This is a genomic window from Psychrobacter proteolyticus (assembly GCF_038155145.1).
In the GTDB taxonomy this organism is placed as follows: Bacteria; Pseudomonadota; Gammaproteobacteria; order Pseudomonadales; family Moraxellaceae; genus Psychrobacter; species Psychrobacter proteolyticus_B.
On sequence record NZ_JBAKAY010000006.1, the window covers coordinates 55069 to 74247 of the forward strand.

The following is a 19179-nucleotide window of genomic DNA, read 5'->3' on the forward strand; positions in this document are numbered from 1 at the left end:
TGGTTCTCTTGGCTTTTGAGTAAACGCCATATTAAGGCTGGCATTTGTAGTGCTGCTACAATGATTTGTGCGTTATAACAGCATAATTTCATTATTTTTTACTAATTTGGTTCTAGTTTTTTCTGATAGAGCTGCACTATAACTCATTCAACCTATCGTAAGGCCCTGTTATATAAACATTATATCATACAGAAATACCAAAGATAACTATCATAAATTAGATAAATCTTGGTAAGGTGGTTATAGTGAGTTCTATAAAGGATTTGCAGCATAGACGACGAACTTTAGGTTCATAAGCTGTTTTCATCCAATTAAATATTGTCGCTAAGTAATATATTAATGGTTTTTATCAGTCGTTAAATACGGTTAATTGACCTCATTATTGTAACATCTCTTGCTACCAATTATGACATCACTGCCTATTAAGTATTCAGATACCTTTTAAACATATAGTGAGAATCGATAAATATTTATAAACCAGCAATTAGTTTCAACTGTTGAGTTCAGCAAATTTCTTGTAATAGCCTAACGGTTTGTTTAGGGTAAATAGAACTTCGACAGATAAACGATAGACCAAATTTTGAATATTATTTTTTAGTACAAAGGTTTTAGTAAAGCGGATTTTAGTAAAACGACAGACCCATTATTTTAACAATTAATTTATTTGTTTTTACACCCCACCAAGGAGACTATAGATGTCAACTGCATATAAATCAGCGATCGACTTAGTACGTGAATTAAAGCAAAAGCACGGCAACTGGCAGAACATTAGCGAAGTTGATGCTGCACGTATGATGTCACAAAACCGTTTTAAAACGGGTTTGGATATCGCAAAATATACTGCAAAAATCATGCGTCAAGACATGGAAGATTATGACAATGATACGTCTCAGTACACGCAGTCTTTAGGTGCATGGCATGGTTTTGTTGCACAGCAAACTATGTACGCTAAGAAAAAATATTTCGGTACGACTTCTAAAACTTATATCTATCTTTCAGGTTGGATGGTAGCTGCTCTACGCTCTGAGTTTGGTCCACTACCTGACCAATCTATGCACGAAAAAACCTCAGTACCTAAGCTAATCGAAGAAATCTACACCTTCTTACGTCAAGCAGATGCTAAAGTATTGAACGATTACTTCCGTGAGCTAAACGCTGCTGAAGAAGCTGGCCAAGACACTTCAGCTATCCTAGAAAAAATCGAAAACTTTGATTCACATGTTGTGCCAATCATCGCTGATATCGATGCAGGTTTCGGTAACGAAGAAGCTACTTACCTATTGACTAAGCAAATGATCGAAGCTGGTGCTTGTGCCATTCAGGTTGAAAACCAAGTATCTGATGCTAAGCAATGTGGTCACCAGGCTGGTAAAGTAACTGTACCGCATGAAGACTTCATCTCTAAACTAAACGCTATTCGTTATGCATTCCTAGAGCTTGGTGTTGAAGACGGCGTTATCGTTGCTCGTACTGACTCTGAAGGCGCATCACTAACGCAAAAAATTCCAGTATCAAATGAGCCAGGCGATCTTGCTTCTAAATATATCGATTTCATCGAAATGGAAGAAGTAACGCTAGAAAATGCTCAAGAAAATGACAGCCTACTTAAGCACAACGGCAAGCTAGTACGCCCAGTTCGTCTACCTAACGGTCTATATCAATTCCGTGAAGAGACTAACATTGACCGTGTTGTACTTGACTGTGTAACTGCTCTAGAAAACGGCGCTGACCTACTATGGATCGAAACACCAACTCCAGACGTAGAACACATCAAAATGATGGTTGACCGTATTAAAGAACAGCAGCCTAAAGCCAAGCTTGTATACAACAACAGCCCATCATTCAACTGGACACTTAACTTCCGTAAGCAAGTTATCGCTCAGTGGGAAGAAGAAGGCAAAGACATCTCTGCATACAATAAAGATGACTTGATGAGTGCTGATTATGACGGTACTGAGCTTGATGCAGCAGCTGACGTAGCCGCTAAGAACTTCCAACGTGATGCGTCACGTGAAGCTGGTGTATTCCATCACTTAATCACGCTACCGACTTACCACACGACTGCACTTAGCGTGCATGAACTTGCTAAAGGCTACTTCGGTGAAGAAGGCATGCTTGCTTATGCAGCTGGCGTACAGCGTAAAGAAATCCGCGAAGGCATCTCTTGTGTTAAGCACCAAGCAATGGCTGGTTCTGACCTTGGCGATGACCACAAAGAAATCTTCTCAGGCGATAACGCTCTGAAAGCTGGCGGCGGCAAGAACACGATGAACCAGTTCTAATAACCGACAGACTAGCAGTATTTATCAAAAAACCGCCCTACATCATGTAGGGCGGTTTTTTATTGCGGTTTAAATAATCATAGAATGGTAGACTAATAATTGTTTATCACAACTATCGATCAGAGCCATCAGTCAGAATTATTAGGAGCTAATATGCAAGAGATAGAGCTGAAGTTTTTGGTACCAGAGTCGCGACTAAAGGGATTAATGCGTCAAACGCACGTTAAATCCTCACAAGTGACACAACTGGCTGCACACTATTACGATACGCCTGACCAACAGCTTGCACAGGCAGGTATCGGCCTGCGTATTCGCAAAGAAGGCGATACATGGGTCCAAACCATTAAAGCTGGTGGTGATGGTATCGCGGCACGCTTGGAGCACAATGCCGTACTCGATAATAAGCAAGTACAAGCGATGCTCGATAATAATGAGCTGATGCCTGATTTAGCGATATATGAAGACACTCCAATCGCTGCAGCATTGGCTAATTTTAAGCTCAAAAAGTTAGCGAAAAATCTGACACGACTTTATGTGACTGATGTCGAGCGCACTACGCGGTTGCTAACAGAAAGTAATGAGGATGAAACCGATAACTGTATCGAAATGGCTTACGATCAGGGAGAAATCATCCATGGTACTGATGACTCGCTACGCAGGGCCATTCAAGAGATAGAGTTTGAGCTGGTGTCAGGAGATTTAGATTTTCTATTTACGACTGCCAAAACATGGTGCAAGCGCTATAAGCTGTGTCTATCTACCGTTACCAAAGCTGAAAACGGTGGCTTACTTATTAACGGACAAAAACACAGTCCAGCAGTCAACGCAAACCTAAGTCAATTGCAAATAGACAAAGACAGCAGTGCATCTGCCTTTATACGTGCGGTCGTACATAATTGTTTATTACAGATATTACCAAACAGCAGTGCTATCGTCGCTGGCAGTATAGATGACGATCATATTCTACAGTTGCGGATTGGTATTGATCGCTTGCGTACTGCGTTGAAAGCATTTACCGACTTCTCTGATGAGATTAATCCTGAATGGCTGCCGATACTAAAGCAAACTGCAACCTTGCTTAGCGACTATTATCAATTTGCTTATATCAATACACAGATCGAACCTGAGCTACAAGCATGTGGCGCGCCTGCCGTTGACTGGACAACAGATATTGAAAGTATCAAAATCACGCCCATCAATACGCTGCAAGCCAATGACTTTCAGATAACCTTGCTAGAGCTGATTGCCTTTACTATGAGCGACTCAAGCATTGAACCTCAGACTGATCAGCTTGCCCGCGATAAGCTAACGAAAGTCCTTTCTAAACAATATAAAAAATGCCTTAAAACCAATAAAAAAGCTGACGAAATAAGTAATGAAGTAAGTGACGAAGTAAGTGTTGCTGAGCTTGTGAGCGATGACATAGAGGTAAACACAGACATTGCAGATAATGACCAACCTGAAATCGAGCTGCTGGATCAGTTACGAGATTTACGTTACATCAGTGAATTTTCTACGCCCTTACTAAGTAAGAAAAAAGCTAAAAAGAAAACCAAACGTTGGCTAAAACGGCTGATAAAAGCGCAAAAATCGTTAGAACAACTGAATGATGATAATCAATATCAGCAGTTTTATGAGTTGAAATCAAAGACAGATACTAATGCTTTATATGGTGCGGGTTGGTTCGCTGCCATACTGACTGATGACCAGAGTCATATTGATGCACGTTTAGCAAAATTTGCAGATAGCTCAACGTTTTGGTAGAAGTAGTAATATTATTTTTATGACGGATACTACTTTCATAAAGTAATACTGCTCCATAAAAAAGACAGCTTGTTATATAACCAGCTGTCTTTTTTATTGTGTTTAAATAGTTTCTGTCAGCGTCATGGCTAAATGTGCAACATGTCCTAATTAGCCACAATCGTAACAGGCATACCCGCTTCTACTTGCTCAAACAACGCTACAATATCCTCATTACGCATACGGATACAGCCATGTGATAGCGGAATACTCATTGGTTCAGTATCTGGTGTACCGTGAATATAGATATAGCGCTCATAAGTATCGCAACCACCTTTGCTATTACTACCTTTGTTTAACCCTTCTTCAAGACCGCTTAACCAAAGAATACGGCTTAATATCCAGTCACGCTTGGGATGTAGCTCACCAAGATTTGCATCGTATATCTCACCTGTCGGCACGCGCCCAACAAATACCGCATTCATAGGCTCACTACCACCTATTTTTTGTTCAATGACATGCCTACCGAGCGGTGTGCAACCACTATCCTGCTGACTACCAATACCATTCTTTGCAGTGGAGACTACGTATCTAACCTCAGTTTGCTGCTGGTACATCGTTAATGTTTGCTCAGCGATATTAATCACGAGTTGTTTATCAAGCGTCTTATTATTGGTCATAAATGCTTCCGACTATTAGTCATTCATCAGATTACTATTAAGGTTATTAGTAAAATGATTGAAAATTTCTATTATCAAGGGATTGTATCAAGACATTTGGCACCGTAATATAGGGGCACACTTTTTGATGCTAGCAGATTATGACGACTATTTCACCGACACGTGTGTCGATGTATGATTTTTTATATCATGATACCCAGCCTATGCTGTCACTTTTGGCCGATGCGGCACAGCTCTCTCTACCGCAAGCTCGCTTAGGGATGGATGCCAGTCTACAAGCCATCATAAGTGCGCTGCTCGCCTATCAGCAGCGTCATCAGGGACAAGCAGTCAGCAAAAAGCTGTTTGGTCGTAGTGCTGTCAAAGAGTTACGACAGTATAACTCAATGAACTTTGCCACCATCAGTGCCACACTCTATCATCGTCACGATGCAGCAGATGCTGTATTTAGTGATAACGCCCGTGTCATAAAGGCAAGCGAACATATCGCTGAGAAGATTGATGCAACGACGCAGCAAGCTCAAACTCTACTCACCTCATTGTGCGTGATTGTGCTGCGTGAATTGGCTATTTTGACAGAATACAGTCAACTAGACAGTGATGAGATTAATAAATGGTTTGCACTACAACCACAGTTTTTATCAGCGGCCCGATTTAACCCAGAGCATGCGCATACCTCATCTGCTGAGATAGAAAGCAATAGTGACCTGCCCCAATCAACTACTGAAGCTATAGAGAACGACCAAGAGAATAATGCGGAGCGTACGTTACTAAATGCTGAGCAGTTATCAAGCACTCCACCTCCTTTTGATCTTTACTGGTATGAACTGTCCGGATTCAAACCTGAAAACTATGAACCTGTGCAAGACATGCAAATGGCGACAGGCAATTACTTAAAAGCCATTGGACGCTCACCTGACAATCTACAGCAGGGTCGTCACAATGATATGCTGGTATTTACGGAGATGCATGCCGTTGCCTTACCACATCAACGTTGGTTATTGCAGTTGGCCAAAATCTCAGATATCTATCTTAGCCGAAATCGACTGCGCGTTAACTCTGAACCAGCCAATCCGCCTAAACCGCCTTTAGTAAGTTTGGGACTAATCGGCGGCAATAACGATAATACACCGACCACTACTAGTGAAAAGCCCATCGAATATGAGGCTTCTACACCGCTATGGAAAAATCCTGTCATTCTTATCATCATACTTGTCGTTGGTGTCCTTGGTGCGCTCGCTACCTTGAAATACCAATCGCAAAAATCTGACGGTGCTATCCTGGCAACTGAAGAAGTATTAGAACAAGATGCTATTGACAAGCGCCAACAGCAAGATGTGGCCATCGTAATGGTAGACGAAGATGAATCTGACGTTGCAGAGACAGAAAAAGCTGAGTAAAGCGTTTTACTTTTGAAACAAATATTTTCAAAGCAACCGTTTGGCAATCATTTATTAGCCATAAAAAAAGAGACCCTATCAACATAGAGTCTCTTTTTTGTTGTGCGATCTAGGTTACGAATTGGCTATCAGTAGCCCAAAAACTTACTTAGATAAATCACGACCACGGCTAGCTTCGATAGCTAGACGTAAGCCATTTAGACGGATAAAGCCTTCTGCGTCTTTTTGATCATAAGCGCCCGCATCATCTTCGAAAGTAGCGATTTTTTCATCAAATAATGAATCGTCAGATTTACGGCCGACGACACTAACGCTACCTTTATACAGTTTTACACGTACAGTACCGTTGACGTATTCTTGTGACTTGTCAATCAATGCTTGTAGCATCATACGCTCAGGGCTGAACCAATAGCCATTGTAGATGATTTTTGCATAGCGTGGCATTAGCTCATCTTTTAGATGGGCAGCTTCACGATCAAGTGTCAACGACTCAATACCGCGATGCGCTTTTAACATAATAGTACCAGCTGGCGTCTCGTAGCAACCACGTGATTTCATACCGACGTAACGGTTTTCAACGATATCTAAACGGCCGATACCATGTTTGCCACCGATTTCATTTAGCTTAATCATGACTTCATAAGGCTTAAGTGCTTCACCATCGATAGCAACGATGTCGCCTTTTTCGTATTCTAGTTCTAGATACTGTGCTTCATCAGGTGCTTCTTCTGGGCTGACAGACCAGCGCCACATATCATCTTCTGCTTCAGTATACGGTTCTTCTAGGACACCGCCTTCATAAGAGATATGCAGTAAGTTAGCATCCATTGAGTAAGGAGATTTTTTCTTGTTGCCCGCATAATCAATGGCGATGTCATGCTCTTCAGCATATTTCATCAGGCTTTCACGGCTTGATAAATCCCACTCGCGCCAAGGAGCAATAGTTACTACGTCTGGTGACAAAGCAACAGCACCTAGCTCAAAACGAACTTGGTCATTGCCTTTACCAGTCGCACCATGACTGATAGCATCGGCGTTATGTTCTTTAGCAATCTCAACCAAGCGCTTGGCAATCAATGGACGAGCAATAGACGTACCTAGCAAGTACTCACCTTCGTAAATGGCGTTAGCACGGAACATAGGGAATACATAATCACGAGCGAACTCTTCGCGCAGATCTTCGATATGGATATGCTTGATACCCATTGCTTGAGCTTTGGCTCGTGCTGGCTCAACTTCTTCGCCTTGGCCGATATCAGCGGTAAAGGTGATTACTTCCGCATCATAAGTTTCTTGTAGCCATTTAGCGATAATTGAGGTATCAAGACCACCTGAATAAGCCAAGACGATTTTATTGATATTTTTTGGATCAAGTTGAGCCATGAATAACTCCCATTATGAAATATAGTTTTAGAAAAGGCGACGATCAAATCAAAAGCAAGTCGAACGATAATTACCTGCTCAGTGTACATCATATTTACTATGGGCAAAAGTCTAACTGCCATAAGGCGTGCGCTTTTGACTTAAATTCTAGTCAACCTCATTTTTGCCACCAGAATTTAAACATCGTTTAAAGATAAGATATTAATCTTAGCCCGATGAATTATGTACAGATATCTAGCCTTATATTTAGTCAAGTGGGCAAATCTGTTATGATAGACCCACAGTATTACTCCCTTTTGTTTCCTTTATTTGACGATATAGAGCGCTTTGACACTATGACTGATTCGATTAGAGAATTGACCATCCTTCAGCCAGATGACTGGCATATTCATTTGCGTGACGATCTCGCTTTGAGCACGACCGTACCTCATGCAGCAAGCAGCTTTAACCGTGTCATCTGTATGCCTAACCTCGTACCTCCAGTCAAAAACGCGCAGGATGCGATTGCTTACCGCGCACGTATCATGGAGCAATTAGCAGCAAGTGATTTAAGTCTTGAGCGCAAGTCAGCTTTTGATCCACGTATGACTCTATACTTAACGGATAATACCACTGCCCAAGATATTGAGTTGGCAGCGCAGTCAGGTATCGTACAAGCTGTCAAACTCTACCCTGCTGGGGCAACTACCAACTCCGCAGATGGCGTCACCAATATTAATGCCTGCGTCGATGTCTTTGAAGCACTAGAAAAGTACAACCTACCATTGCTAATCCATGGTGAAGTTACTCAAGACCATATAGATATCTTTGATCGCGAAAAGCGTTTCTTAGATGAAGTGTTGGCACAAATTATCATAAAGTTCCCTACATTGAAAATAGTAGTAGAGCACATCACTACTAGCGATGCGGCAGATTTTGTATTGTCACAAGGTAACCATGTTGCTGCGACTATCACGCCGCAGCACTTGATGTTTAACCGCAATCATCTCTTGGTTGGTGGTATCAAACCGCATTTCTATTGCCTGCCTATCTTAAAGCGTGAAAGCCATCAAAAAGTGCTATTAGATGTAGCCACTAGTGGTAATCCAAAGTTCTTCTTAGGTACTGACTCTGCGCCACATGCGACAGACAAAAAAGAAGCCGCTTGTGGCTGTGCCGGTTGCTATAGCGCAGCCACGGCGCTGCCTTTGTATGCGACCGCCTTTGATAGTGTTGGAAAAATAGACAAGCTGGAGGGTTTTGCCAGTCGTTTTGGCGCTCAGTTCTACGGCTTACCTCTAAATGAAAGTACGATCACACTTGTCAACACGCCTATGCAAGTACCGGCTGACTATCCTTATTTTGATGGTGCATCATTGACGCCCTTAATGGCAGGTGAGACGCTACCTTGGTCAGTCAAGGCTTAATGCCCGCAAAGCTTAGCATTCAATAAATGACCTATTATTTTATCCTATGATACTAATGATACCTTTGTAGTAGATTTCTTTGTACTAAAGGTGCAGTTAGTATCATAGGATGCTTATTTCTTATTCAATATATTAGTACGACTGATAAAAGTGATTTAACTTTATATGACCAATCAAAACATAGCGACCTTGCCTGACCAAGACTTATCAAACCCTAAATCTGCTAGTCCTGATGCTACTCTAAGCACTTCCGCTGAAGATGCAGCTTCAGTGACAGATGAGCAAGCGCCTATGGCCTTAAAAGACCGCTTTCGCAAGTTCTTGCCTGTCGTCGTCGACGTGGAAACAGCAGGTTTCAACGCCCAGACCGATGCACTGTTAGAAATTGCCTGTATTCCTGTCTTACTGAATGAGCAAGGTGTATTTTATCCAGGTGAAGCTTTTAACGCTCATATCGAGCCTTTTGAAGGCGCAAACTTAGAGCCAAGTGCGCTTGCCTTTACGGGTATTGACCCTAAAAACCCAATGCGCAAAGCCATTGCTGAAGATGAAAAGACAGCATTGCGCCGGATCTTCAAAGGGTTAAAAGACGTACGCCGTGACGAAGAGTGCCGTCAGTGCGTGTTGATTGGGCACAATGCCCATTTTGACTTGGCTTTTTTAAATGCAGCTGTGCTACGAACCAATAGCAAAAATCACAATCCATTTCATAACTTTTCAGTATTTGATACCGTCACCTTATCAGCATTGGCATTTGGTCAAACTGTCTTAGCACGTGCTTGTAAAGCAGCAGGGTTAGAGTTTGATGGTAAGAATGCTCACTCAGCTCTGTATGACACTCAAAAGACTGCTGAACTATTCTGTCATATACTGAATAACTACCCTATGTTAGCCAATGCGCTGCATAATGAAGACGCGAAAGAAGAGTCATCTGATAGCGACAGTCAATAAGTCACATATCCTATATTGCCAATCATACATAATAGTGCTATTTGTAATACTTGATGACTTTGACATCTTGATTTGGCAATCAATAGGGATATGATTGATATCATAATAAATAGACGGAACTATTTTAGTGATGACAGACGTAGTTGTTTTATTCGATATAAATAACGGTCTGATGATAAAATATCACTCTTAAACGATGTAGTTATATCCTATAGATGGTTCAAGTTGCTCACACTGTCTTGATAGTAGGTATTATCAAGATTAATAGGAGGGACTTTATTATGGATCCACAGCTCAAGTTATGGGGCACCATTCTCGGTTATATGCTGCTTGCATTGACGATTAGCGCCTGTACTTCTTTATGGATTCGCTATCATTTAAAGCGAAATGACCTACATCCTCGTCGCGCAATTAAAAAAAGATATTTAATTTTAAAAAGACGTAGAAAAAGGCTTGACAGGAAGCGCCGACGCTATTAAAATACGCACCACTTCAGCATAAATGGTGAAAGCAGTTGAAGTGTTGTTACTAGTCCCCATCGTCTAGAGGCCTAGGACACCGCCCTTTCACGGCGGTAACGGGGGTTCGAATCCCCCTGGGGACGCCACTATTTGGCGTCACTTGTTAGCACTATTGCTTAGCATTAGATTAGACTAACAAGCGTACCACCAAAAACCCAGTTCATAATTTATTATGAACTGGGTTTTTTTATGTCTGTCATTAAGAGCTAACTTATTCTTTTAAATAAAAAAGCCAGCATCAATTAAATGCTGGCTTTTTTATTTGGTTGTCTTATTGATTATAAATATAGCTTGGCTCAATGGGAACTTTTTTCATATCTATCGATTACAGCAGCAACCATAGCAACGTAGCCACTATCATCAATCCCAATATCGTCTGGATTAAAAAGAACGCCTGATGCTGCCCTACAACCTTACTTAGAGTCACCCCTAGCGTACTATATTTGACAGGAGGCGTATCAACGTTACCTGTTCTCGTTTGCTCTTCATAGTAGCCCTGCAGCACGTCCAAGAACTTCTGCCACTCATTAGAATCCCACTCATAAGGCTTAAATGGCATTAACTTTTTAAGCTCAGGCTCTTTAGTCATCCAACGCTCAAGGGTAATTGAACGTAATGACCAACTGGCAAAGCGACGTTCGGTAATCTCAGAAAAATCTAAAATCTTTAATTCTTTATGTCGATCATCCACCAACAAACGATTTTTTAGATTGGTTAGTGCCTGCTCTGAGCCTTCGACACACTGCAAAAAGTAGCCATTGCCATAGCAAAGAATACCCGTGACATTATCTATTTGATTGCGTTCAACCGCGGTCTCTGAGATATCATTAAGCGTGCTAGGACTTGAAAGACCAGTAGAGGTAATCCGGCTTATATATACAAGCTGGCAGAGATCTATCGTTACTGGATTTGTTGAATCGTTGATTGTTGACAATCAGCTTCTCCCTATTATCAGGTAAATGTCGCTAAAACAATCATACTAACTTCAGAAAAAATATAGAGACAACATAACTAAGCGTAATGAATCGGTCTGATATATTATTGATTTTATAAGTTTTTATATTAATTGTATTAAGTTAGTTACATCATAGGTTAGTTTGGTCATTAAAGCAACCTATTACTGGACATAGGCCCGCTCAGACACAAAAAACATATGTAATAACCATATTATATCCCAAAGTAGATTATATATATTCTTGGTATAGGCTTTAGTAATAGTTCATTTTTGAATTAATCTTTAAGAATAGTACAGAAAAGTCTAACGAGGATATAGTGGCTACTGAAGCCCTAATACTTATTATGGCCACCATTAAGTATAAAAGGAGTAAAATTGATGCTCGTTAGCGGAAGTAGAATTGAAACTAAGACTGAAGCGCCATAATCGCTGTTAACAGTACCGCATCATCAGGATAGGTCAGTTTTATATTCTGGCGACTACCAGAGACTAAGCGTATTGGTAAACCTAGTTGTTCAAAAGCACTGGCCTCATCTGTGATGCTTAGCTGATGTTCAAACACATGATTTAGGACTTTTTTTAATTGACCTAAACGGAATACTTGCGGGGTTTGTGCTTGCCACATATTGCTACGGTCAATAGTAGATTTGGTATAAGAATGTGGACGACTCTCTTCTACGGAGGTAGCTAGCTGATAGGAAGCTTTTAACGTATCGGCCACTGGTGTCGCTAGAATAGCGCCGTAAGGCTCCAACATCGCTGCTTCAATCACTTGATCGATATCTGAACTTGGTACAGCGGGACGTGCTGCATCATGGATAAGCACCAAATCCGAATCATCAGCACTTGTCTGACTAATCGCTTCAACGCCTGCTTGTACTGACTGCCAACGCTCTGCTCCGCCGACTGCATAGCGTACAGGAAGTGCAAACTCTAATTGTTGAGCCGTGCTGTCATCGGCTGATATGACCAATAGACACTTATCAATGTAATCGCTATAAGCAAGTCGTGCCACGCTATGCTGCAATAGTGTCTGACCTTCTAGCATTGTATATTGCTTGGCAATAGACGCACCAAAACGGCTGCCGCGACCAGCTGCGACGATCATGGCATGTATATTAGGGGTTGTATTCATAGTAGTGTACTCATGGTTTAAGCCCATGACAGTATATGTAAAGAGGAATAAAGCAGGTGCTAAGTGTGATGAATGGTGTCAGATAACAACATTATGATGCTGCATCATGAAAATTAATTCATGTCGTAAAAATTAGTGTATTCGTGAAAGCTAGTGTATCTATAAAGCTAATAGTTGCTGTGCGTGGTTGGTGCAGTAGATACTTGGACAAAAGTCTCATTAGGTTTGATTAAACCTAAATCTAAGCGAGCATGCTCTTCTACGGCCTCAAGTCCCGTTTTTAAATCTTGGACATCGGTGCGTAGTAAGTTGTTTGCTGCAACTTGATTGTCATTCAAACGTTGTTGCTTTTCGATTTGAGCTGTCAACTTATTATGCTCAAAGCGGCCATTTTCACCTAACCAATACTGATATTGCAATCCTAAAAGCACTGCAACGGCTAAAGCAAGTAGTATAAATTGGCTAAAATATTTCATAAGGTGATAACGCCAAACGGTATAAAAGAGGATAGTAAAATTTAAGCTGATTAGGCGATATACAAACGGTTATATATCGCCTAAATATTGACTTCAGCTGATGAGTCTAGGCTTTTTAGCGTACATTACTTAACGTATATTACGCGCTAAACAGCCAGTCAGACTCTTAGCCACGTAGACCGATAAATTCTTCACGGCCACGATAGCTTGCACGTACTTGCTGCTCGATACGTAGCAATTGGTTGTACTTCGCTACGCGGTCTGAACGGCATAGTGAACCAGTCTTGATCTGGCCAGCAGCGGTACCAACTGCCAAGTCCGCAATGGTGCTGTCTTCCGTTTCACCTGAACGATGTGAAATGATGGTTGCATAGCCATTTTTCTTAGCCATATAAATCGCATCTAGCGTTTCTGATAAAGTGCCAATTTGGTTAAATTTAATCAAAATAGCATTGGCAATATGCTTATCAATACCTTCTTGCAAGATTGTAGGATTGGTCACAAACAAATCATCACCAACCAATTGAACTTTATCGCCAATCTGCTCGGTCAGATATTTCCAGCCATCCCAATCCGACTCGTCAAGACCATCTTCGATAGAGATAATAGGATATTGACGTGCCAGCCCAACTAGGTAGTCTGAGAACCCTTGGCTATCAAAGGCCTTATTACCTTCGCCTGCCAAAACGTATTGACCATTTTTGTAAAATTCACTAGCCGCACAATCTAGCGCAAGATGAATATCTTCACCAGCTTTATAGCCGACTTGTTCAATCGCTTGCATGATAACCGTAATGGCTTCTTCGTTACTACGTAGGTTCGGCGCAAAACCACCTTCATCACCAACGGCAGTGTTAAGACCTTGTGATTTCAACACAGACTTTAAGCTATGGAAAATCTCTGTACCAGCACGTAGCGCTTCTGAGAAGCTTGTGAAGCCTACAGGCTCAATCATAAACTCTTGGATATCAACCGTATTGTCCGCATGCTCGCCACCGTTCAAGATGTTCATCATCGGTACAGGCATGGTCAACGACGTTTGATTACGAAGATTGGCGATGTATTGATGTAATGGCAGATTCTGTGACTTGGCTGCCGCTTTTGCAGTCGCAAGTGACACAGCTAGCATGGCATTGGCGCCCAAGCTTTCTTTGTTTTCTGTACCATCTAGTGCAATCATGGCATCATCAATGGCCTGTTGCTCAGTCACATCTTTGTCAATCAAGGCGCTGCGGATTTGACTGTTGACATTAGAAACGGCTTTTTTGACGCCTTTACCCATAAAGCGGGTCTTGTCGCCATCACGTAGCTCAAGCGCTTCACGTGAGCCTGTTGATGCGCCACTTGGAGCAGCAGCACGGCCGACAGTACCGTCAGCTAAAATAACATCAGCTTCGATAGTTGGGTTGCCGCGCGAGTCTAAAATTTCACGAGCGCGAATGTCTTTAATTGCGGTGACGTTGTTGGTTTCTTCAGCGTACATAATGTCTGTTAATTCCTTTGGTCATGCCAAGTTTGTGAGATAAATAACGGCAGCTAGCATACAAAAAAGATAAAGCAAAATATCATATAGCGCATAGTCTTAAAAACCCTTTACACCTTTCTATCTTGTGGCTATCGTTACCTAGCAATTAGAGGGATATAAAGCATATTAATAGTCGGCTATAGTGCTTGGCATCATAGCATATATTTTACCAAACTTCCCTTATCTTACACCGACTTGCCGTCATAAAAACAATCTTAGAGATACATATATGCGATGGTTGCCTCTTTTATATTTGTAGAATACCTAAGCAAATATGATAGCTACTATTTCGCTATGCGTTCTTTATCCGTATGAGAGGTTGATACCGTATTATCTAACTCAACCTCTGTCTTAAACCGTGTTAATCGTAGTGCATTCATGAGTACTGAGATGGAGCTAAGCGCCATAGCAGCGGCTGCAATCATCGGATTCAAAAACCCAAATGCAGCAAGCGGAATACCGAGACAGTTATAAATGAAGGCAAAAAACAGATTTTGTTTAATATTGCGTAGCGTTGCTTGAGCGATTTTTTGTGCCGCATCGATATGCATGAGCGACTCACCCATTAGCCGTGCAGAGGCACTATGCTGAGCGACATCAGTTCCCTCAAACATCGCAAAGCTGGCATCGGCAGTAGCCATCGCTGGCGCATCGTTGACGCCGTCTCCTGCCATCGCTACCTTATGACCAGCAGTTTGCAATAGTGCAATTTGACTGGCCTTGTCACGCGGGCTCATCTTGCCATAAGCCTTATCAATACCCAACTGCCCTGCTACATGATCGACGACGGACTGCTTATCACCACTCATCAAAATGACATTGATACCCGCATCTTGTAGTGCAGCGATTGCTTGCGGCGTATCTGCCTTTAAGTCATCGGCTAGTGCAAACGCACCTAGTGGCTCATCATTGATACTAATCGCAACGGTACTGGCAATTTGCCATACTTTTGGCATGAATCTTGGTAACGTCAAGTTAGCAAACTCTGCCGTACCCACTTTTATCAGCCCAAGACCTTCGATATTTGCTTGTATACCAGCGCCTTTTATCACACTGATGTCAGTCACATTAAATAGAGACAGTTGACGGTCTTTAGCCGTATTGACGAGGGCAGTTGCTAGTGGATGACTGGCATGCGCCTCGACACTGGCCGCAATCTGCAATACATCATCAACAGCAAGCGACTTATCCACCATGACATGATCGACGATAGTAGGTTTGCCAATAGTCAATGTACCTGTTTTATCGAGTACTACCGTATCTATATTACCTGCTGCCTCAAGACTTTGCGCATCCTTGAACCACACACCATGACGCGCGGCAACGCCCATACCAGCCATGATCGCTGCTGGCGTGGCCAAACCAAGTGCACAAGGACAAGCAATAACCAAGACTGATACTGCATGCATTAAAGCAGTATCAACCATACCTGTCAGCCACCATGTGACCCCAAAAGTAACCAACGCAATCGTTACTACTACGGGGACAAAAATAGCCGTTACTCGATCCGCGAGACGCGCTAGATTGGCTTTTGAGCCTTGTGCATCACTCAACGCTTGTACCATATCGCCGAGTTTCGTGTCGCTGCCCTTCGCACTGACACGATACAGCAGACTGCCATTCTCTACCAAGGCACCTGCCAGCAATCCATCGCCTTGCTCTTTTTTGAGGGCTACCGACTCACCAGTTAAATGACTCTCCACGCACCAACCGCTGCCTTCTATGATGGTACCATCTGTAGCGACGCGGCTGCCTTGCTTTGCACGTAGGACGTCATCTACTTGCACATCAGATAACGCAATATTATGAAATTCACCATTTGGCTGCTGCTGCTCTACTTCATCAGGTGTCAATGACAATAATAAATCAATACTGTTTAGGCTGTGCTTCTTGGTACGTTCCTCAAGATATTTACCTGTACGTACAAAGGCAATGACCATCACCCCTGCTTCAAAATATACGGCTGGGCTGTTACCAGCACCGTGTCCGCCCAGATGCCCACTTTGCAAAAGACTGTTTAAAGTACCATCGCCATGCGTGAGCCAAAGATAAGTCGAATACGCCCATATCGTCACTGTACCAATGACCACCAGCACATCCATATTGGCAAGGCCACCTTTTATAGATGCCCATGCACTCTTATAAAACGGTAACGCTAAGCCAAACTGTACTACAGTCGCTAAAATAAATTGCACCCAGACTGGCGGCATCCACGCCATACCAAAACCCGCCAACATACCCGCCATACCCACCAAAAATGGCACCAAACAAACCCATAATCCAATCAAACGCCATGGATATTGAGTGGCAGTATCTTTGTCAGTCTGAGCAAATAAGCTATCGGCTGCCTGCACATTAGCCACAAAGCCTGTTTTATTCACCCACTCTGTGATCTGTTCAGGCGTCGTCTGGGTCGGATCATAATCAACATTGGCAGTCTCGCCAGCAAAACTTACACTTACCTCGTACACCGAAGGCTTTTTGTTAAGCACCTTCTCGATTCTTGAGGCGCAAGCCTGACAAGTCATACCGTCAATCGCCAATTGCAAATGCGCGCGTTGCGGTGCCAGTGGCATGTTGGACTCAACATCAGTTTCGACATCATAAGACTCATCTTTGGTAGTACGGGTGGTATCGTTCATAAATAAAACTCGTCATGGTGCCTATAAATTTGTAGGAACCACGATAAAATATCAGTGGGTGGGCAAAAAATTCAAATAAAGCAATTAGGTTATATCGTATTCAGTATGAGTATTTTAGACAAAGTAGCAATGTATCAAAGTATTGAGACTGAATGCTCATAATCGTTAATCATTAAAAAAACCAGCTATCATGCGTGTAATAACATGTTAGCTGGTTTTTTACATAGAAGATGAGATTTATGAGTTAGCAACTGTCGCCTCAAATCCCGCATCGTCGATAACTGAAGCAATAGCCTCTGCACTGGTTTTACTATCATCAAAGGTTATCGTCGCTAAGTTGTCAGCGAGGTCAACAGTAATAGTCTCTAATCCATCAATATCGGCTGTTGCCGTATGTACGCTTGCTACGCATCCGCCACAAGTCATACCGTCAATTTTAATAATACGTGTTTGATCTGCCATATTGGGCTCCTTATTTTTATTAGTAATGAGCAACTCTAATAGTGATTCTGTTAATGCTTACTTTGATATTTTTTAAGTTATCAAAGTAAGAGCAACTATCAAAGCTACATTAAATAAGCATAAGCCCTATTATCCTCGACAACAAGACCGTTTGGTTGTTGCTTTATTAACGAGATGCTATTAACGAGACAGGAACTTATTAATAAAAACGTAAAAGAGCGCATCGACAAGTTTATAACAATAGCTATTTGTGATTATAAATCGTTATGGTGCGGGTTCTGTGGTGAATCAATCGGAAATGGCTGAGTCACATAGTCCACCATACTAATCGCCGCCGTCAAGGCATGGATACTAGTATCTGTATCATCATAGCTTACCGTTGCGACATTATGCTTGGGATCCAAATTAATAGCCGTCACGCCTGAGATATTCTTAAGCACAGTCATTACGCTATCTAAGCCCTCTGCATCATCGATATTTTCGATGCTTACTTGCGCCATCTGAATTGCCATTGTATAGCCCTCTTATAACGTATCGTATCAATGAGTATCCAATACTTCAAAACCTTTGACCAAATCATCAATTTGCTTAAGCTGACGTAAGAACGGCTCTAGTTGGCTCATACGCAGCGCACATGGACCATCACACTTTGCAGTTTCTGGGTTTGGATGCGCTTCTAAAAACAACCCTGCCAACCCTGTAGCCATACCTGCACGGGCAAGCGTTGTAATCTGCTCACGACGTCCACCAGCACTATCACTACGTGCACCTGGCTGTTGTAAGCTATGCGTCACGTCAAAGAATACGGGGATATCCATCTGCTTCATGGTATCAAAACCAAGCATATCCACGACTAAATTATTATAGCCAAAGGCACTACCACGCTCACAAAGTATGAGCTTATCATTACCACCTTCTAGGCACTTATTGACGATATGACGCATCTCGTGAGGGGCCAAAAACTGTGCCTTTTTGATATTAATAATGGCATCTGTTTTTGCCATCGCATGCACTAAATCTGTCTGACGCGACAAAAATGCAGGTAGCTGAATAATATCAGCCACTTCAGCGACTGGTGCTGCTTGATGTGGCTCATGCACATCAGTGATAATCGGTACTTGGAATTTTTCTTTGATCTGACCTAGCCAATCGATACCCTGCTCTAAACCAGGCCCACGATACGAATGCAAACTTGAGCGGTTGGCTTTATCAAAGCTCGCTTTAAAAACATAGCTGATACCCAAGCGCTTGCAGATATCAATATATTGTTCAGCAATCTCAAATGCCAATTCTTTAGATTCTAAAACATTCATACCGCCGAACAATACAAAAGGCTGGTCGTTACCAATGTTAATCGTATCGTTATTAGGAGTGTTGAGCGTAATATGTGATTGTGCGGTCAATAAGTTTTCCATGAAGCCATTACCTCTTATTTTGTTATTAATATCTCTATCCCATATTGTAACCGATAGGCTGATTAAAAAAAGTATGCAAGCGTAATTAGACGTCATTAGTAAAAATGATTTTGGCTAATAACTACTAGCAGTTTAGAGTAAGCAAAAAAAAGACCAATCCGAAGATCAGTCTTTTTTATAATAAATGCTTTCAATATACATTA

Annotated in this window: 16 protein-coding genes and 1 tRNA gene; 7 read left to right on the top strand and 10 right to left on the bottom strand. The window is 42.0% G+C overall.

Translation table 11 applies throughout. The annotated features are described in order from the left end of the window. Positions 1-695 precede the first annotated feature (695 nt). Together V6252_RS08855 and V6252_RS08860 are read left to right on the top strand one after the other, a co-directional pair. Entirely contained in the window at positions 696-2282 is a 1587-nt protein-coding gene (locus tag V6252_RS08855; protein WP_101206309.1) for an isocitrate lyase, read from the top strand. A gap of 153 nt (positions 2283-2435) precedes the next feature. Next, complete coding sequence (locus tag V6252_RS08860; RefSeq protein ID WP_341610131.1) at positions 2436-4046, top strand: CYTH and CHAD domain-containing protein; 1611 nt, start codon at positions 2436-2438, stop codon at positions 4044-4046. A gap of 146 nt (positions 4047-4192) precedes the next feature. Here V6252_RS08860 and V6252_RS08865 read toward each other — a convergent pair whose 3' ends face one another. Then, positions 4193-4705: a L,D-transpeptidase gene (locus tag V6252_RS08865; protein WP_341610132.1), complete on the bottom strand. Its 513-nt coding sequence runs from the start codon at positions 4703-4705 to the stop codon at positions 4193-4195. A gap of 140 nt (positions 4706-4845) precedes the next feature. Between V6252_RS08865 and V6252_RS08870 the strand changes: the two genes are divergently transcribed. After that, a complete protein-coding gene (locus V6252_RS08870; protein WP_341610133.1) occupies positions 4846-6105 on the top strand; it encodes a hypothetical protein in 1260 nt (419 codons plus the stop codon). A 144-nt stretch (positions 6106-6249) separates the two neighbouring features. Here V6252_RS08870 and V6252_RS08875 read toward each other — a convergent pair whose 3' ends face one another. Continuing rightward, positions 6250-7488, bottom strand: coding sequence for an argininosuccinate synthase (locus V6252_RS08875; RefSeq protein ID WP_057761167.1), 1239 nt, complete (start codon positions 7486-7488; stop codon positions 6250-6252). Positions 7489-7823: 335 nt separating this feature from the next. On the opposite strand from V6252_RS08875, the gene pyrC reads away from it, so the two are divergent. The 4 genes from pyrC (at position 7824) to V6252_RS08895 (ending at position 10452) form a co-directional block, all read left to right on the top strand. Then, on the top strand, positions 7824-8894 hold the full coding sequence (gene pyrC / locus V6252_RS08880) for a dihydroorotase (protein WP_341610134.1): 1071 nt from the start codon (positions 7824-7826) through the stop codon (positions 8892-8894). A 291-nt stretch (positions 8895-9185) separates the two neighbouring features. Then, complete coding sequence (gene rnt / locus V6252_RS08885; protein WP_341610272.1) at positions 9186-9845, top strand: ribonuclease T; 660 nt, start codon at positions 9186-9188, stop codon at positions 9843-9845. A gap of 281 nt (positions 9846-10126) precedes the next feature. Continuing rightward, entirely contained in the window at positions 10127-10324 is a 198-nt protein-coding gene (locus V6252_RS08890) for a hypothetical protein (RefSeq protein WP_134292217.1), read from the top strand. Between the two features lie 52 nt (positions 10325-10376). Continuing rightward, a tRNA-Glu gene (locus V6252_RS08895) sits at positions 10377-10452 on the top strand. A 239-nt stretch (positions 10453-10691) separates the two neighbouring features. Here V6252_RS08895 and V6252_RS08900 read toward each other — a convergent pair. The 8 genes from V6252_RS08900 to kdsA all read right to left on the bottom strand — a co-directional run bounded on the left by V6252_RS08900 (position 10692) and on the right by kdsA (position 18976). Beyond that, complete coding sequence (locus V6252_RS08900; protein WP_341610135.1) at positions 10692-11300, bottom strand: BLUF domain-containing protein; 609 nt, start codon at positions 11298-11300, stop codon at positions 10692-10694. Between the two features lie 427 nt (positions 11301-11727). Then, positions 11728-12456 carry a 2-C-methyl-D-erythritol 4-phosphate cytidylyltransferase gene (gene ispD, locus V6252_RS08905; protein WP_227677013.1) on the bottom strand — a complete coding sequence of 243 codons (729 nt, stop codon included), beginning with the start codon at positions 12454-12456 and terminating at the stop codon, positions 11728-11730. A 167-nt stretch (positions 12457-12623) separates the two neighbouring features. Then, on the bottom strand, positions 12624-12932 hold the full coding sequence (locus V6252_RS08910) for an FtsB family cell division protein (protein ID WP_341610136.1): 309 nt from the start codon (positions 12930-12932) through the stop codon (positions 12624-12626). A gap of 166 nt (positions 12933-13098) precedes the next feature. Beyond that, positions 13099-14415 (bottom strand): phosphopyruvate hydratase, encoded by a 1317-nt coding sequence (gene eno / locus V6252_RS08915; RefSeq protein ID WP_201548211.1) that lies wholly within the window; start codon positions 14413-14415, stop codon positions 13099-13101. A gap of 326 nt (positions 14416-14741) precedes the next feature. Further along, positions 14742-17099, bottom strand: coding sequence for a cation-translocating P-type ATPase (locus V6252_RS08920; protein WP_341610137.1), 2358 nt, complete (start codon positions 17097-17099; stop codon positions 14742-14744). A gap of 237 nt (positions 17100-17336) precedes the next feature. Further along, positions 17337-17561, bottom strand: coding sequence for a heavy-metal-associated domain-containing protein (locus tag V6252_RS08925; protein ID WP_201578727.1), 225 nt, complete (start codon positions 17559-17561; stop codon positions 17337-17339). A 254-nt stretch (positions 17562-17815) separates the two neighbouring features. Continuing rightward, entirely contained in the window at positions 17816-18073 is a 258-nt protein-coding gene (locus V6252_RS08930) for a heavy-metal-associated domain-containing protein (RefSeq protein WP_341610138.1), read from the bottom strand. Between the two features lie 27 nt (positions 18074-18100). Next, positions 18101-18976: a 3-deoxy-8-phosphooctulonate synthase gene (gene kdsA, locus V6252_RS08935; protein WP_341610139.1), complete on the bottom strand. Its 876-nt coding sequence runs from the start codon at positions 18974-18976 to the stop codon at positions 18101-18103. Positions 18977-19179: the final 203 nt, after the last annotated feature.

What these genes read in the sequence shown, in the direction of transcription:
- V6252_RS08855 (WP_101206309.1), top strand. Translation starts at nt 696, where the DNA reads ATGTCAACTGCATATAAATCAGCGATCGACTTAGTACGTGAATTAAAG.
- V6252_RS08860 (WP_341610131.1), top strand. Translation starts at nt 2,436, where the DNA reads ATGCAAGAGATAGAGCTGAAGTTTTTGGTACCAGAGTCGCGACTAAAG.
- V6252_RS08865 (WP_341610132.1), bottom strand. Translation starts at nt 4,705, where the DNA reads ATGACCAATAATAAGACGCTTGATAAACAACTCGTGATTAATATCGCT.
- V6252_RS08870 (WP_341610133.1), top strand. Translation starts at nt 4,846, where the DNA reads ATGACGACTATTTCACCGACACGTGTGTCGATGTATGATTTTTTATAT.
- V6252_RS08875 (WP_057761167.1), bottom strand. Translation starts at nt 7,488, where the DNA reads ATGGCTCAACTTGATCCAAAAAATATCAATAAAATCGTCTTGGCTTAT.
- pyrC (WP_341610134.1), top strand. Translation starts at nt 7,824, where the DNA reads ATGACTGATTCGATTAGAGAATTGACCATCCTTCAGCCAGATGACTGG.
- rnt (WP_341610272.1), top strand. Translation starts at nt 9,186, where the DNA reads ATGGCCTTAAAAGACCGCTTTCGCAAGTTCTTGCCTGTCGTCGTCGAC.
- V6252_RS08890 (WP_134292217.1), top strand. Translation starts at nt 10,127, where the DNA reads ATGGATCCACAGCTCAAGTTATGGGGCACCATTCTCGGTTATATGCTG.
- ispD (WP_227677013.1), bottom strand. Translation starts at nt 12,456, where the DNA reads ATGAATACAACCCCTAATATACATGCCATGATCGTCGCAGCTGGTCGC.
- V6252_RS08910 (WP_341610136.1), bottom strand. Translation starts at nt 12,932, where the DNA reads ATGAAATATTTTAGCCAATTTATACTACTTGCTTTAGCCGTTGCAGTG.
- eno (WP_201548211.1), bottom strand. Translation starts at nt 14,415, where the DNA reads ATGTACGCTGAAGAAACCAACAACGTCACCGCAATTAAAGACATTCGC.
- V6252_RS08920 (WP_341610137.1), bottom strand. Translation starts at nt 17,099, where the DNA reads ATGAACGATACCACCCGTACTACCAAAGATGAGTCTTATGATGTCGAA.
- V6252_RS08925 (WP_201578727.1), bottom strand. Translation starts at nt 17,561, where the DNA reads ATGGCAGATCAAACACGTATTATTAAAATTGACGGTATGACTTGTGGC.
- V6252_RS08930 (WP_341610138.1), bottom strand. Translation starts at nt 18,073, where the DNA reads ATGGCAATTCAGATGGCGCAAGTAAGCATCGAAAATATCGATGATGCA.
- kdsA (WP_341610139.1), bottom strand. Translation starts at nt 18,976, where the DNA reads ATGGAAAACTTATTGACCGCACAATCACATATTACGCTCAACACTCCT.